Origin of the sequence: Candidatus Pantoea soli, from assembly GCF_007833795.1 — a bacterium.
Taxonomy (GTDB): domain Bacteria; phylum Pseudomonadota; class Gammaproteobacteria; order Enterobacterales; family Enterobacteriaceae; genus Pantoea; species Pantoea soli.
In genome coordinates this window covers 1,253,008-1,268,135 of sequence record NZ_CP032702.1, presented here as the reverse complement: position 1 = coordinate 1,268,135, position 15,128 = coordinate 1,253,008, and the positions used below count along the sequence as shown (strand labels likewise).

The following is a 15,128-nucleotide window of genomic DNA, read 5'->3' as shown; positions in this document are numbered from 1 at the left end:
GGGCCTTATAAGTTAGCGGCTTTCGTAAAATTTCTGGAAGACAGCGAGGGTTTCATCACTGACGTGATGCTCAAGCCCTTCGGAGTCGCGTCGTGCGGTTTCCGGACTGACGCCAAGCGCCAGCAGAAACGTTTCGACAATATGGTGGCGCACGCGGCTCGCTTCCGCCAGTTTTTCCCCTTCGGCGGTGAGAAACACGCCGCGATAGGGCACCTGTTCCACGAGGCCGGTGGTGCTCAGACGTTTCAGCATTTTGGCCACCGTCGGCTGCGATACGCCCAGACGCGCGGCCATATCAACCTGACGTGCCTCGCCAAATTCGCGAATTAAATCAGAGATTAACTCAACGTAATCATCGATCAGCTCACGACGATGTGCTTCGCGCACCTGACGAAATCCTTCGACATGCTCCTCAATTTCTTTCAGCGGCCCCTGGGGCATGTTGATGGCGCTCTTGGCACGACGACTCATTCCGCTTCCTCTTTATTATCTGCCGCACTTTACCTGCGGTGCGGGCTGGCTGGCTGCGCTCATTGTAAACCAGGCACAAATAAGCACAAATTTTTCCTGAATAGTGTTGGCTAAAGAGTATAGCCAATGCTATCTTTGTTTATGTTGTAAGCAAATAGCCTGAAAAGCCGTCAATGCCGAAAGGCACCCTGTTGCCGCGCTTTCTCCCGCGGTGACGTGCCGGGCTGAGCTTACAGATACGTTGCAACCCGTTGCGGAGGTGAACATGAGCACCATGAAAAGCTGCCTTGACTGTGGCAAATGCTTCCAGGTTGAGCAACGCAAACCGGCTCTGGAGCTGAAATCCCTGCTCTGCCTGTTTAGCCGCTCACCCTTCGCGCTGCGCCTGATGCTGCTGGAAAAGCTGGCGGGCAAAAAAGTGGCGGAACGCCCCTGCCCTAACCTGATCTGGCGCGGCTGAAGCCCCACGTCCAGCCATTAAACCCGCTCGCAAGGCGGGTTTTTTATTGCCTGCGTCAGGCCGGCGCATAAAAAAACGGCCCGCTGGGGGCCGTTTCTGTGCAACTCTGGTCTAAGCAAAAACTTAGAAGCTGTAACCTACGCCAGCAATCCAGGTGCCAACGTCGACGTTACGGATACGGCTCTGCTCGTAACCAACGTCCAGGGCAACGTTCTGCATTGGGTTGAACTGCAGACCGGCACCGTAAGAGAAGCCGTAGTCGCTGCTGTCAGATTTAGACTGACCGGCAGTTTCGTTCTGCTGGTATTTACCGTAGCCCACACCGATCACGCCATAGATGCTTGCCCAGTCGTTCAGACGGTAAGCAGGACCTGCGGTGATACCGTAGTACTGGCCTTTGTTGTAGACGCCAGCGTCAGTGCGATCTTTTTCGGTGTAGGTGAAAGAACCGATCCAGCCCAGTGGGTTAGAACCGTCTTCGTAGCGGTATTTCAGGTTGAAGCCGTTAGCTTTGTTAGCAACGCCCTGATAGTCGCTCTGCGCGTAACCGGCAGAAACGGTGCTCTGTGCCATGGCTGAACCTGCAGAAACTGCCAGTACACAAGCCAGTGCTGAAAGACATGCAATTTTTTTCATAACCACCTCAAATGTGAATATACTTCTCTCCTGACAACGCTAAAAATATAACAAAACTTAGCGAGAAACTCTGCCCGGATTTTGTTGTCTAACAGATTGTTTGGTGTAACAGAAAGTTAATGAAGTTTCGTATGTCATTCATTTTACTTATAAAAAGCGTCATCATTCTGCAATACTTTTCCCCTGAGCAAATAATGCCTTTAAGTAAATTCCTAAACTAACCTGACAATTCTTTACGTAACTGGCCCTGAAAGTGGCTATTTTATGCGCAAACGCAGTGCTTTTTTTGTCGCCCGCCTCCTGCATATTCATCGCCGATTCCTTTACACTGATTTTTCCATGCCGCTTTTCGCCCCTCACAGGAATCATAAACAGGATGTCTGCGCCTCTCGCTCAACATAAACTGGCACCGGTGGTTTTCCCGGTTGCTGTGCTGCTGGTTGCCATGCTGTCGCTGCAGGGCGGCGCTTCACTGGCAAAATCACTGTTTCCGGCGGTCGGTGCGCCGGGTATCACTGCGCTGCGACTGGGACTGGGCACGCTGATGCTGTGCCTGATCTTTAAACCCTGGCGACTGCGCTTTACCCGCGCGCAGCGTACGCCGCTGCTGATGTATGGCCTGGCGCTCGGCTGCATGAACTATCTGTTCTATCTGGCTATCCGTACCGTGCCGCTGGGCGTGGCGGTTGGTCTGGAATTCCTCGGCCCGCTGACATTGGCGCTGGCAGGCGCGCGGCGTCCGCTGGATTTTCTCTGGGTGGCGCTGGCGGTAGGCGGATTAGGGTTTCTGCTGCCTTTTGGTGCAGACATCAGCCATATCGATCCGATCGGTGCGCTGCTGGCGGTAGGTGCCGGTGCCTGCTGGGCGATTTATATTCTGGCAGGCCAGCGCGCAGGCGCGGAGCACGGCCCGGCCACGGTAGCAGCGGGCTCGCTGATTGCCTCAGTGATTTTTGTTCCGCTTGGGCTGACGTTTGCGGCACCGGGCATCTGGCACTGGGAGGTTTTACCGCTGGCGCTGCTGATTGCCCTGCTCTCCAGCGCCATTCCCTATTCACTGGAAATGATGGCGCTGACCCGTCTGCCGGCGCGCATTTTTGGCACGCTGATGAGTCTGGAACCGGCCATGGCCGCCCTCTCCGGAATGTTATTCCTGGGAGAGCTGCTGAGCCTGCGGCAGTGGCTGGCCCTGCTGGCCATTATTATCGCTTCTGCGGGGGCCACGCTGACCCTGAAACCGAAAGCGGCCAAAATAAAACAGCTGGATATTACTGCTCCGCAATAAGTTATTCTGCGCCGGTCGCTTATGGCTGGCGCCGGCAGGTAACCTATTCTCATTCGCTTCTGAATTAGCGCCAGATTCACCGTTATTATTTTGCAACATCCCTGAAAGATAATTAACACAATATCCATCTCATTGATTTTAATTAAAATAAACTCATACCGCGCAAAGCGTGAGCGTTATTATGATTTAACTATTCCTGTTATCGGTTCAATCAATCCGGCATAGCGGAAAAGTGCTGCTATACTTATTTCCGTGCTTGATTAGGACAACCATCAATAAGAGGACATTAATGATGAGTACCGCAAAACTGGTAAAAACAAAATCTTCCGATCTGATTTATACCCGCAATGACGTGGCTGATAGCGAGAAGAAAGCCACCATTGAGGTGCTCAACCGTCTGGTAGTGGAGTTTATTGACCTGTCCCTGATCACCAAACAGGCGCACTGGAACATGCGCGGTGCGAACTTCATCGGCGTACATGAAATGCTGGATGGCTTCCGTACCACCATCACCGATCACCAGGATACGATCGCTGAGCGCGTAGTACAGCTGGGTGGTGTAGCCCTGGGTACAGCGCAGGTCGTAAACGATAAGACGCCGCTGCAGAGCTATCCGCTGAACATTCATTCCGTGCAGGATCACCTGAAAGCGCTGGCCGACCGCTACGCGATTGTGGCGAACGACACCCGCAAAGCCATCACCGAAGTTAACGATGAAGATACCGCAGACATCTTTACTGCCGCTTCACGTGACCTGGACAAATTCCTGTGGTTTATCGAATCTAACATCGAGTAATCGCCCGATGCAGACAGGCGATAAATTATTCTGACTCAAGGCGGGCTCTCCCGCCTTTTTTTGTGCCTGCTGTTTCCTTCCCTCTTTTGCGGTTTTATGACCGCGTTAACACTTCTTTCATTGTTTCTTTTCCTCGTCATAACAGTGGTGCACACTGGCACTGCACCATGACAGCACAATGCACCATTATGGTGATCTCTATTGGTGCAATCTCGCTGTACCTTGCAAAATCGTGTCAGCCCACCACAGCAACCTGCTGATTTCTGCAAAAATGAAAAGTTGGCATAATTTTTTCATATGATGTGCCGTACATCGGGCCACCAGGCCCGACGGGTAATAAGGAAAAAAATGATGAAGTCATTGATTAAAGTCTCCGTGGCCGCGCTGGCGCTGGCCTTCTCCCTTTCCTCCACCGCAGCAGACAAGAAACTGGTTGTCGCCACTGATACCGCATTCGTCCCGTTTGAATTTAAACAGGGCGATAAATATGTCGGTTTTGATATCGATCTGTGGGATGCCATCGCGAAGCAGCTGAAGCTGGATTACACCCTGAAGCCAATGGATTTCAGCGGCATTATTCCGGCCCTGCAGACAAAAAACGTCGATCTGGCGCTGGCAGGTATCACCATTACGGAAGAACGCAAAAAAGCCATCGAGTTCTCTGATGGCTATTACAAAAGCGGCCTGCTGGTGATGGTGCGTAACAACGAAAATGACATCAAAGGCATCGACGATCTGAATGGCAAAACCGTGGCAGTAAAAAGCGGCACGGGTTCCGTGGATTACGCCAAAGCGCATATCAAAACCAAAGACCTGCGCCAGTTCCCGAACATCGACAACGCTTACATGGAGTTAGGTACCAACCGTGCTGACGCCGTGCTGCACGACACGCCAAACATTCTTTACTTCATCCACACCGCAGGCAAAGGCCGCTTTAAAGCCGTCGGCGAATCCATTGAAGCGCAGCAGTATGGCATTGCCTTCCCGAAAGGCAGCGACGACCTGCGTGAAAAGGTGAATGGCGCGCTGAAAACCCTGCGTGACAACGGCACCTATAACACCATCTATAAAAAATGGTTCGGTTCTGAACCAAAATAATTTGGCCTGAATCACGGCCGTCAGCAGGGAGCCCACGCTCCCTGCTTTTTACTTTTCCATTGCAACAGATTCTGGAGTAACACCATGGAGTTTGACTGGAGCGTCATCTGGCCAGCCCTGCCGGTTTTAATCGAAGGCGCCAAAATGACCCTGCTGATTTCCATCCTCGGCCTGATTGGCGGCCTGATTATCGGCCTCGTTGCCGGTTTCGCCCGCGCTTACGGCGGCTGGCTAACCAACAATATCGCGCTGGTGTTCATTGAGCTGATTCGCGGTACGCCTATCGTGGTGCAGGTGATGTTTATTTACTTTGCTCTGCCGATGGCCTTCCCTGATTTACGCATCGATCCGTTCACCGCAGCGGTGGTCACTATCATGATCAACTCCGGGGCCTACATTGCCGAGATCACCCGTGGCGCCGTGCTTTCCATCAACAAAGGCTTCCGTGAAGCAGGTCTGGCACTGGGTCTGTCGCGGCGTGAAACGCTGCGCTATGTGATTATGCCGCTGGCGCTGCGCCGTATGCTGCCGCCGCTGGGTAATCAGTGGATCGTCAGCATCAAAGATACCTCTCTGTTTATTGTGATTGGCGTGGCAGAGCTGACCCGCCAGGGCCAGGAGATCATCGCCGGTAACTTCCGTGCGCTGGAAATCTGGAGCGCCGTCGCCATCATTTATCTGGTTATTACGCTGGTGTTGAGCTTTGTGCTGCGCCGTATTGAGAAAAGGGTGAAAATCCTGTGATTGAATTTAAAAATGTCTCTAAAAACTTCGGCCAGACCAACGTCCTGCACGACATCAACCTGAAGATTAACCAGGGAGAAGTGGTGGTCATCATCGGGCCGTCCGGCTCCGGCAAATCCACGCTGCTGCGCTGCATCAACAAACTGGAAGAGATCAGCAGCGGTGAGCTGATTGTCGACGGTATGAAGGTCAATGACCCGAAGGTCGACGAGCGCCTGATCCGTCAGGAAGCCGGCATGGTGTTCCAGCAGTTCCATCTGTTCCCGCAGATGAGCGCGCTGGATAATGTGGCTTTCGGCCCAATCCGCGTACGCGGGGCGAAAAAAGAGGATGCCCAAAAGCTGGCGCGCGAGCTGCTTGGCAAAGTGGGGCTGGCAGAACGCGCCGGCCACTTCCCTTCTGAGCTTTCCGGCGGCCAGCAGCAGCGCGTGGCCATTGCCCGCGCGCTGGCGGTGAAGCCGAAAATGATGCTGTTTGATGAGCCGACTTCCGCGCTCGATCCGGAGCTGCGCCACGAAGTGCTGAAAGTGATGCAGGATCTGGCGGAAGAAGGCATGACGATGGTGATCGTCACGCACGAAGTGGGCTTTGCGCAAAAAGTGGCATCACGCCTGATCTTTATCGATAAAGGCACCATCGCCGAAGATGGCAACCCGGACGAACTGATCACGCATCCGCCAAGCGATCGCCTGCGCGAATTCCTGCAGCACGTCTCGTAACCGCAGGCAAAACAACAGGCCGCAGCGGGCAACCGCGGCGGCCTTTTTTATGGCGGCGGGGAAGATAAATGGCCGCGCGGCAGCCCGATCAGCGTCGCTTCAGCCGCTGGCTGCGCGCGGCGACAGGCAGAAAACTCCAGGCAAGAAAACGGCTCTGCTTCTGTCCCTGCGCCATCTCAATGATGCGCACCTCACTCGCCTGCTGCGCTTTCAGTCGATCGCGCAGCACAGGCAGATTCTCTTTGCGTGAAACCAGCGATGTAAACCAGACAATGCGATCGGCAAACGCCACGCTCTCATCAATCATGTTGCCGATAAAACCGCGCTCGCCGCCTTCGCACCACAGTTCATTCTGCTGGCCACCAAAATTAAGGGGCGCACTTTTCTTCAGGCCCAGATTGCGCACTTTACGCTGGCTGCCTTCGGCAGCTTCCGCCGCGGAAGCGTGAAACGGCGGGTTACACAGCACGGCATGATAGCGCTCATTTTTATGCACCACGCCGGCAAAAATCGCCTTCTCCTGCTTCTGACGCCGCAGGCGGATGGCGCGCTGCAGGCCGGGATTGCTGGCGACAATCTGGCTGGCCGCCGTAATCGCGTCGGCGCTGATATCGGTGCCGGTAAAACGCCAGCCGTACTCCGCGTGACCAATCAGCGGATAGATGCAGTTCGCGCCGCAGCCAATATCCAGCACATCCAGGTCGCGCGGGATCACGCCATCCAGATCGCCGGCCAGCAAATCCGCCAGCGCGTGCACATAATCCGCCCGTCCCGGCACCGGTGGCGTCAGATAGCCCGGCGGCAACTGCCAGTTCAGGTGATAAAACAGCTTCAGCAGCGCCTGGTTCAGCAGCATCACCGCCGCAGGATCGGCAAAATCCACTGACAGCTCGCCGTAGCCGTTAGGCCGCACTTTCTCCGCCAGCGGCGGATGCGCCGCCGTCAGGGCAGCAAAATCGTAACGGCCCTGATGGCGGTTACGCGGATGGAACAGCGGGGTGGCGGCTGGCTTATTCATAAATTCTCCGGAAAATAATGCGCGCGTAAGATACGCTGGATAACGGCAGCGCACAATCTGCTTACCTGAATTTTACCCCCGGCCCTAATGTCGGAAACCCCTTTTCGCGCCCGGGTCGCCAGCCGCCGCGCGGCAGCCAGGGCGTGATTCTTCCGCCGCTTTCGCGGCGTCCGACAGAATAGCGCCGCGCCGGCAACCGGGCTCAGGCAGAACAATAGCGGACAACCAGGAGATAAAATGCGTCAACGTTACACATATCAGCCACGCGCCGGGCACGGTCTGCCGCACGATCCCCTTAATGCCATCGTCGGTCCGCGGCCGATTGGCTGGGTCAGCTCACAGAGCGCCAGCGGTCAGCGTAATCTGGCCCCTTACAGTTTCTTCAACTGTTTTAACTATCATCCGCCGATCATTGGCTTTGCCAGCAGCGGCTGGAAAGACAGCGTGCAGAACATCAGTGAAACCAAAGAGTTTGTCTGGAACCTTGCCACCCGTCCACTGGCCGAAGCCATGAATGAAAGCTCGGCCTCCATCCCGGCGGATCAGGATGAGTTTGCGCTGGCCGGGCTCACGCCGCTGGCCGCTTCGCAGGTCAATGTCAGTATGGTAGCGGAAAGCCCGGTCAACTTTGAGTGCCGCCTTACCCAGCTCATCCGCCTGCAGGATGCGCACGGTGCTGAACTGGAGAGCTGGCTGGTGCTGGGTGAAGCGGTGGCGATTCACATTGATGAAGCGCTGCTGGAAAACGGCATTTATCAGACGGCAAAAGCGCAGCCGATTCTGCGCGCCGGTGGCCCCTCCGCCTATTACGGCATCAGCGAAGATCAGCGCTTCGATCTGGTGCGTCCGGACGCACGCCGCCGCTAACCCCGGCACGCCGTCCGGACACCATGATCGCTAAAGCCGGGCGTCGTGCTCCTGCATGACCGCGACCGCCCGGGCGATCTCCGGTGCCAGCCAGCGATCCGCCTGCCAGGTTGCGACCCGGCTGCGCAGGCGGCTGCGCGCGGCTGCCGTGCCGCTGGCCAGCTGCGTGTCTCCGTGGAAATCCAGCGCCTGGGCGGCCAGCAGATACTCAATAGCCAGAATCTGCCACACGTTGCCGCTCAGCTTCAGCAGCTTCAGCGCGGCGCCGGTGCCAAGGCTGAGGTGATCCTCCTGCAGCCCTGAGGTCACATAGTTATCCACCACCGCCGGCTGCGCCAGCTGGCGGTTTTCCGCACACAGCGAAGCCGCGACATACTGGGCGATCATCATGCCGGAATTTACGCCGGGCTCAGCCACCAGGAAAGCAGGCAGGCCGCTCACCAACGGATTCACCAGGCGATCCAGCCGCCGTTCAGCAATACTGCCCACTTCCGCCAGGGCAATCGCCAGTAAATCGGCCGCTATTGCCACCGATTGGCCGTGCGGGTTGGCTTGTGACACCACGCGCCAGTGTTCCGGCGTTCCCAGCACCAGAGGATTATCGGTGCAGGCATTCAGTTCCGTATCAACCTGCTGCGCAGCATGGGCAAACTGATCGCGGCTGGCACCGTGCACCTGCGGCATGGCACGCAGGCTGAGTGCATCCTGCGTGCGTATGCCAGCGCTGGCCGCCAGCAGCGGACTGTCGCTCAGCAGTTGCCGCAGCCGCTGGCCGCTGAGCTGCATGCCCGGACTGGCTTTCAGCGCGAGCACCTCAGCATCAAAGGCCGCCAGCTGGCCGCGCAGCGCTTCAAAACTCATTGCGCCGGTAATATCGGCCCAATCCAGCAAACGTGCGGCATCATCCAGCGCCAGGCAGGTAAGACCGGTCATGCACGGCGTCCCGTTCACCAGGCTCAGCCCCTCTTTGGCTGCGGGACTGTATGGCGCTAAACCTGCCCGCTGCAGCGCCTCTGTCGCCGGCACAGTCTGCTGCTGATAGCTGACATCCCCTATGCCGATGAGCGCCAGGCCGATGTGTGCCATGTGCGTGAGATACCCGACAGAGCCCTGCGACGGCACCTGCGGGGTAATGTCATGATTGAGCAGTGCCAGCAGATGCTGCACCAGCGCCACCGACACCCCGGATTTACCGTGGCTGAAGTTGGCAATCGCCGCGCACAGAATGGCGCGCACCTGCTCGCGCGGCAGCAGCGGTCCGACGCCGCAGGCATGGCTCAGCAAGGTGTTGCGCGACAGCTGGCTGAGCTGCGCCTCCGGCAGCGTGATATTACACAACGCGCCGAGACCGGTATTGATGCCATAGGCAATCTGGCCGCTGGCAACAATCTGTTCGACAATGTCACGCCCGCGCGCAATGCGCTGCCACGCCGCGTCGCTCAGCGTCAGAGTGGCACCGTGGCGCGCGACCTGCACCACCGCCTGCCAGCGCAGCGGGCTATCGCCCCATAGCACGCTCATAGCGGCTGCTCCGCCTGATGACTGGAGATAAACTGCTTAAAGCGCAGCGATCCGCGATCGCCAAACATCTCCTCCGGTGAGCCCTGACAATCAATGGTGCCCTGATGCATAAACACCACGCGGTTGGATACGTTGCGCGCAAAGCCCATCTCATGGGTGACCACCAGCATGGTGCGCCCCTCTTCGGCGAGGCTGCGCATCACTTTCAGCACCTCGCCCACCAATTCCGGGTCAAGCGCTGAGGTCGGTTCATCAAACAGCATGACATCCGGGTCCATTGCCAGCGCGCGGGCAATCGCCACCCGCTGCTGCTGCCCTCCGGAGAGCTGTGCCGGATAAAAATCCCGGCGGTTCAGCAATCCGACGCGGTCCAGCAACTGCTCCGCCTCGGCAATGCAGCGTTGTTTGTCGCGCTTCAGGACATAGCGCGGGCCTTCTATGACGTTCTGCAGCACCGTCATATGCGACCACAGATTAAAGCTTTGAAACACCATGCCAAGCCGCGACCGCAGACGTTCGATCTGTTTCGGGTTCGCCGCCAGCTGGTGGCCACGCGCATGACGCTTCATTTCGATGGTTTCTCCCCCGACGCTGACCACACCGGTATCCGGCGTTTCCAGCAGATTAATACAGCGCAGCAGCGTACTTTTGCCTGAGCCGCTGGCGCCGAGGATAGAAATGACGTCGCCCTGATGCGCCTGCAGCGAAATGCCTTTTAGCACCTCCAGACTGCCAAAGGCTTTACGGATATCAGTGACGGATAAGGTAACGGGTGAAGAAGCGTGCATATTATTCTCCGGCAAGCGGTTTAATGGCGGGCAGCAGCTTTTTTTCCACGCGGTGCACCGGGGTCAGGCGGCGTTCCAGCCACGCATAAAGCTGGACGATCACCAGGTTCAGCAGCAGGTAGATCGCAGCCGCACAGATAAAGACCTCCATGGTGCGGTAGGTGCGCTGGATAATCTGCTGCGCCACCCCGGTCACATCCCAGACGGTAACCAGGCTGGCTAATGCCGTGGATTTCACCAGCAGAATGGCCTCCGTGGAGTAAGCGGGCAGCGCATAGCGCAGCATCACCGGCGCGATAATGCGCCGCAGCAGCAGCCAGCGCGACATCCCGCACGCCAGCCCGGCCTCCACCTGACCAGCAGGCACCGCCAGCAACGCACCGCGCAGGATTTCCGCCGTATAGGCGGCGGTACAGAGCGACAATGCCAGCACCGCACAGATAAAGGGTTCGCGCAGAAACGGCCAGACAATACTGTGGCGGATGACGCCAAACTGCCCCAGTCCGTAGTAAATCAGGAACAGCTGGATCAGTAGCGGCGAGCCGCGAAACACCAGAATGTAGCCGCGAGCAAAGCCACTCAGCAGGCGCCAGCGGCTCATACGCATCGCCAGAATGCCAGCCGCCAGCAGGCCACCGCAGAGAAAGGCGCTGATAAACAGCCCCAGCGTCACCGGCAGTGCGGCGCTCAGCCGGAGAAAGGTGTCGGTCAGGAAAGCAACGTCAATCATCCGCCAGCTCCTTAATGCTGTGCCGCGGTGCGGCTTTGCCAGGCGCGCCCGAGGCGCTGCTCAGCACGACGAAACGCGTGGTTAGAGAGCAGTGTCAGCAGCAGATAGCAGGCACCGCCAATCAGATAAAAGGTGAAGTAATCGCGCGTTGAGCCGGCGGCCACCTGGCTGGCGCGCATCAGTTCAACGATGCCGGTGACGGAGACCAGCGCGGAATCCTTCAGGCTCATCTGCCAGACATTGGCCATGCCCGGCAGCGCATAGCGCACAATCTGCGGCAGCAGGATGCGCCGGGCAATGCGCCAGCGCGGCATCCCTATGGCCACCGCGGCTTCAATTTCACCCTTTGCCAGCGCCTGCCGCGCCGCGCGGTACACTTCCCCCTGATAGGATCCCGAGATCAGTCCGATAGCCAGCGCGCCAATCAGAAACGGCGGTGCTTCGATAAACCCGTCCGCGCCAAACAGCTGACCGATCAGGGTGATCAGTCCGGAACCGCCAAAATAAAACAGGTAGATCACCAGCAGCTCAGGAATGCCGCGAAACACCACCGAGTAGCTTTCACCCAGCCAGCGCAGCCAGCGTGCCGGCGACAGCTTGGCCGCAGCCACGCCAGCACCGACCACCGAACCTATCGCCAGCGCCGCCAGCGACAGCAGCAGCGTGGTGCCAGCAGCGCTGACAATCAGGCGGCCCCAGCCATCGGCCGTAAAGCTCAGCAGGCTCATCATTTTTTTACCTCGCTTACGGCGTCACGTCCGTCTTAAACCATTTCTCACTCAGTCCCTTCACCGTGCCGTCAGCCAGCGCGGCTCTGATGGCGTCATCCAGCTTCGCTTTCAGATCCTGATCGGCCATGCGCACGCCCATTGCTTCGCCCTCGCCCCAGATCGGGCCACCCAGCTGCGGACCACTGAAAGTGAGATTGCTGTTCTCTTTGCGTGCCAGCATCGACTGCGCAAAGGTGACATCATCAAATACCGCATCAATGCGCCCGGCCTGCAGATCGAGAATGGCATCGGCTGAGGCGGTGTATTCACGGACGTCCGCCACATCTTTAAAATATTTATCGATAAAAGGGGTGTAGACGGTGCCCGACGCAATCCCGATCGTTTTGCCCTTCAGCGCCGCTTTCAGGGGCGCAATCGCCGCATTGATGGTTTTTTCATCATTCTGCAGTCTGACGATGTTTTTCTCTGCTGGCAGCAGCGGGCTCTCTTTCAGGGTGATAAACGTGGCGGGCGTGGCGGCGTAGGGCACGGTAAAACTGACCACTTTTTTGCGCTCTGGCGTGATCACAATCGCATCCATAATGACGTCATATTTGCCCGCATTCAGCCCGGCAATCATGCCGTCCCAGTTCTGCACCACCAGTTTGCACTGCATCTGCATACGCTGGCACAGGTTCGTCATCAGCTCTGGTTCAAAGCCGCCCAGCCGCCCGCCCGGCAGCGTCAGGTTCCAGGGTTCATAGCTGCCTTCGGTGGCAATGGTGATTGTTTTCCACTCTTTGGCCTGCGCAACAGCGCCGCCAAGCAGCAGGCTGGCAAACAGAGTAGTAAGGCAAAAACGGCGAATCGGGGCGCGGTGCGTCATGCGGTTTCTCCTGGTGAGTAATCATGTAAAAACTGTCTCTGTTAACGAGTACAACGCAGATGACATTTCATGTATATACAAGTTAGCGTGCGGCAGATCATTGCTGTCATGAGCTTTTTGTGAGCCAGACAGAATAAAAAATGATCGGCGCATGGCCGTCTTTACTTGTACATACAACTAAGCAAGCAGTGTGCCAGAGTGGTCACGACCGGCCTGTCAGGGGGTTATCGCATCGGGAAAGGAGGCACTGCACTTTTTTAGCGCAGCCCTGCACACAGACAGAGCGCGCGCTTTCAAGCCAGAGGTGGAGAGGCGATCGCCGCAGCGATCGCCTGATTCAGGCGGGTTTTCCTGCCTGCAGATAGGCCTGCAGCAGCGGTTTCAGTACCTGTTGCAGCTGCGCAGCACGCTCCTGCTGCCAGGCAAAAGGAGGGCATTCATCCATATAGTGGCGCTGCGCCAGTTCCAGCTGGATAGCCTGTACGCCCTGCTCTGGCTGGCCGTAAGCGCGTGTGATATAGCCGCCTTTAAAGCGCCCGTTGGTTACCCAGCTGTAGCGCGACTGTGCACGGCACACCGCTTCGATGGCGGCAATGCTGGCCGCAGAGCAGCTGGTCCCGTCATTGGTGCCAATGTTTAAGTCCGGCAGCTGGCCCTCAAACAAACGGGGGATCACTGAGGCAATCGAGTGTGCATCAAACAGCAGTGCATAGCCGTGCTGCGCTTTCAGCCGCGCCAGCTCCTGGCGGATTTGCTGATGGTAAGGCTGCCACAGGGTTTCCAGGTAGCGCTGCCGCACGGACGCTGCAGGCGTTTTCCCTGCGGCAAAGGTGGGCGTGCCGTCAAACAGCGTTTCCGGATACAGGCCGGTGGTGGCCGTGGTGTAGAGTGGCTGATTATCAGGCGGGCGGTTGAGATCGATGACGAAGCGCGAGTAGTGACCAATCAGCACACTGGCGCCCAGATCGCGGACAAAGTCATACAGCAGCGGAATATGCCAGTCGGTGTCCGGCAGGCCGCGTGCGGCGTCGCTCAGTCCGGCCTCTACTTCCGGCGTCAGCTGCGTGCCGGCGTGCGGGATGCTGACCAGCAGCGGCACCGTACCGGCGGTAAAATGAAAAGGTGTCATTGCGCTTCTCCACGGTAGATAACCTGGCACGGCAGTTCACCGCCCAGCCAGTACACCAGCTCTGCCGGGCGCGCCAGCGGCCAGTGTACGAAATTTGCCACTTTGCCTGCTTCAAGCGAGCCGTGTGTCGCCTGCATGCCCAGCGCTTTCGCACCCCACAGGGTAACGCCCGCCAGTGCCTCTTCCGGCGTCATGCCAAACAGCGTACAGCCCATGTTCATCATCAGACGCAGCGACAGGGCCGGCGACGTGCCGGGATTGGCATCGCTGGCCAGCGCCATCGGCACGCCATACTGACGAAACACGCTGACCGGCGGCCGCTGCGTTTCGCGCAGCAGATAGAAAGCACCGGGCAGCAACACAGCAACCGTGCCGCTCTGCGCCATCGCCCGGACATCCTGTTCGGTTGCATACTCCAGATGATCGGCTGAGAGCGCGCCATACTCTGCCGCCAGCGTCGCGCCGCCCAGCGACGAGAGTTGCTCCGCGTGCAGTTTCACCGGCAGGCCCAGCGCGCGGGCGCAGTCAAACACCGTGCGCACCTGCGCCGGGGAAAACGCCAGATGTTCACAGAACGCATCCACGGCATCCGCCAGGCCGGCGGCTTTCACCTGCGGCAGCAGACGCTGACAAAGGATGTCGATCCAGCCCTGCGGATTGTCGCGAAATTCCGGCGGAAAGGCGTGCGCCGCCAGACAGGTGGCCTTAACGTCTGCCGGTACGCTCTGTGCCAGCTCCCGAATGGCACGCAGCATGGTCAGTTCGCTTTGCTCATCCAGCCCGTAGCCGGATTTGATCTCAACGGTGGTGACCCCCTCGGCCAGCAGACGCGCCAGACGCCAGCGCGCCGAGGTGACCAGCTGCGCCTGCGTTGCAGCCCGCGTAGCGCGTACGGTGGCAAGAATACCGCCGCCCTGAGCGGCAATATCCGCATAGCTGACGCCATTCAGGCGCTGCTCAAACTCCTGGCTGCGGTCGCCGCCAAACACCAGATGCGTGTGGCAGTCCACCAGCCCCGGCGTAATGATGCCGCCATCAAACCGGTGCTGCTGACGCGCGGTAAAATCGGGCATATCGCTGCGTGGCCCGACCCAAATCAGCTCGCCGTGGTGCACCGCCAGCGCGCCGTCGGCAATCAGGTTGTAGTGCCCGTCACGCATGGTGACCACATCAGCGCCCAGCCACAGGCTGTCGATCTGCTTTGTTTCTGCCATCCCACTCCCCTTGTCTGGCGATTTACACTGCGTGTTAAAGTATGTATATGTATATA

18 protein-coding genes are annotated in these 15,128 nt (G+C 58.0%); 7 read left to right on the top strand and 11 right to left on the bottom strand.

What is annotated here, in order from left to right; all coding sequences use genetic code 11:
• Positions 1-12 precede the first annotated feature (12 nt).
• Positions 13-471: a manganese-binding transcriptional regulator MntR gene (mntR, locus tag D8B20_RS05880; protein WP_145887993.1), complete on the bottom strand. Its 459-nt coding sequence runs from the start codon at positions 469-471 to the stop codon at positions 13-15.
• A gap of 265 nt (positions 472-736) precedes the next feature.
• Between mntR and D8B20_RS05875 the strand changes: the two genes are divergently transcribed.
• Positions 737-931 carry a hypothetical protein gene (locus D8B20_RS05875; protein ID WP_145887991.1) on the top strand — a complete coding sequence of 65 codons (195 nt, stop codon included), beginning with the start codon at positions 737-739 and terminating at the stop codon, positions 929-931.
• 123 nt (positions 932-1,054) lie between these two features.
• Here D8B20_RS05875 and ompX read toward each other — a convergent pair whose 3' ends face one another.
• Positions 1,055-1,567, bottom strand: coding sequence for an outer membrane protein OmpX (ompX, locus tag D8B20_RS05870; RefSeq protein WP_145887989.1), 513 nt, complete (start codon positions 1,565-1,567; stop codon positions 1,055-1,057).
• A 162-nt stretch (positions 1,568-1,729) separates the two neighbouring features.
• Positions 1,730-1,879 (bottom strand): hypothetical protein, encoded by a 150-nt coding sequence (locus tag D8B20_RS21555; RefSeq protein WP_186454405.1) that lies wholly within the window; start codon positions 1,877-1,879, stop codon positions 1,730-1,732.
• A 64-nt stretch (positions 1,880-1,943) separates the two neighbouring features.
• On the opposite strand from D8B20_RS21555, the gene rhtA reads away from it, so the two are divergent.
• From rhtA to glnQ, 5 genes are all read left to right on the top strand, one after another.
• Positions 1,944-2,852 (top strand): threonine/homoserine exporter RhtA, encoded by a 909-nt coding sequence (rhtA, locus tag D8B20_RS05865; RefSeq protein ID WP_145887987.1) that lies wholly within the window; start codon positions 1,944-1,946, stop codon positions 2,850-2,852.
• A gap of 292 nt (positions 2,853-3,144) precedes the next feature.
• A complete protein-coding gene (gene dps, locus D8B20_RS05860) occupies positions 3,145-3,648 on the top strand; it encodes a DNA starvation/stationary phase protection protein Dps (protein ID WP_145890429.1) in 504 nt (167 codons plus the stop codon).
• Positions 3,649-3,999: 351 nt separating this feature from the next.
• Positions 4,000-4,746, top strand: a complete 747-nt coding sequence (glnH, locus tag D8B20_RS05855; RefSeq protein ID WP_145890427.1) for a glutamine ABC transporter substrate-binding protein GlnH — start codon at positions 4,000-4,002, stop codon at positions 4,744-4,746.
• Positions 4,747-4,830: 84 nt separating this feature from the next.
• The gene (gene glnP, locus D8B20_RS05850; protein ID WP_145887985.1) at positions 4,831-5,490 is read left to right on the top strand and encodes a glutamine ABC transporter permease GlnP; all 660 of its coding nucleotides are present in this window, start codon (positions 4,831-4,833) and stop codon (positions 5,488-5,490) included.
• On the top strand, positions 5,487-6,209 hold the full coding sequence (gene glnQ / locus D8B20_RS05845) for a glutamine ABC transporter ATP-binding protein GlnQ (RefSeq protein ID WP_145887983.1): 723 nt from the start codon (positions 5,487-5,489) through the stop codon (positions 6,207-6,209). Before glnP ends, glnQ begins: the two co-directional genes overlap by 4 nt.
• An 88-nt stretch (positions 6,210-6,297) precedes the next feature.
• On the opposite strand, the gene rlmF is transcribed toward glnQ, so the two are convergent.
• Positions 6,298-7,227: a 23S rRNA (adenine(1618)-N(6))-methyltransferase RlmF gene (gene rlmF / locus D8B20_RS05840; RefSeq protein WP_145887981.1), complete on the bottom strand. Its 930-nt coding sequence runs from the start codon at positions 7,225-7,227 to the stop codon at positions 6,298-6,300.
• 237 nt (positions 7,228-7,464) lie between these two features.
• On the opposite strand from rlmF, the gene D8B20_RS05835 reads away from it, so the two are divergent.
• A complete protein-coding gene (locus D8B20_RS05835) occupies positions 7,465-8,094 on the top strand; it encodes a flavin reductase family protein (RefSeq protein WP_145887979.1) in 630 nt (209 codons plus the stop codon).
• Positions 8,095-8,124: 30 nt separating this feature from the next.
• Here D8B20_RS05835 and D8B20_RS05830 read toward each other — a convergent pair whose 3' ends face one another.
• The 7 genes from D8B20_RS05830 to hutI all read right to left on the bottom strand — a co-directional run bounded on the left by D8B20_RS05830 (position 8,125) and on the right by hutI (position 15,072).
• Complete coding sequence (locus D8B20_RS05830) at positions 8,125-9,615, bottom strand: HAL/PAL/TAL family ammonia-lyase (RefSeq protein ID WP_145887977.1); 1,491 nt, start codon at positions 9,613-9,615, stop codon at positions 8,125-8,127.
• Positions 9,612-10,403, bottom strand: coding sequence for an ABC transporter ATP-binding protein (locus tag D8B20_RS05825; protein WP_145887975.1), 792 nt, complete (start codon positions 10,401-10,403; stop codon positions 9,612-9,614). The genes D8B20_RS05830 and D8B20_RS05825 overlap by 4 nt, the downstream gene beginning before the upstream one ends.
• Before the next feature lies 1 nt (position 10,404).
• Positions 10,405-11,133 (bottom strand): ABC transporter permease, encoded by a 729-nt coding sequence (locus D8B20_RS05820; RefSeq protein WP_145887973.1) that lies wholly within the window; start codon positions 11,131-11,133, stop codon positions 10,405-10,407.
• Positions 11,134-11,144: 11 nt separating this feature from the next.
• Complete coding sequence (locus D8B20_RS05815; protein ID WP_145887971.1) at positions 11,145-11,864, bottom strand: ABC transporter permease; 720 nt, start codon at positions 11,862-11,864, stop codon at positions 11,145-11,147.
• 13 nt (positions 11,865-11,877) lie between these two features.
• A complete protein-coding gene (locus D8B20_RS05810; protein WP_145887970.1) occupies positions 11,878-12,729 on the bottom strand; it encodes a transporter substrate-binding domain-containing protein in 852 nt (283 codons plus the stop codon).
• Between the two features lie 337 nt (positions 12,730-13,066).
• Positions 13,067-13,858, bottom strand: coding sequence for an N-formylglutamate deformylase (hutG, locus tag D8B20_RS05805; protein ID WP_145887968.1), 792 nt, complete (start codon positions 13,856-13,858; stop codon positions 13,067-13,069).
• Positions 13,855-15,072 carry an imidazolonepropionase gene (gene hutI / locus D8B20_RS05800; protein ID WP_145887966.1) on the bottom strand — a complete coding sequence of 406 codons (1,218 nt, stop codon included), beginning with the start codon at positions 15,070-15,072 and terminating at the stop codon, positions 13,855-13,857. The genes hutG and hutI overlap by 4 nt, the downstream gene beginning before the upstream one ends.
• Between the last annotated feature and the right edge of the window lie 56 nt (positions 15,073-15,128).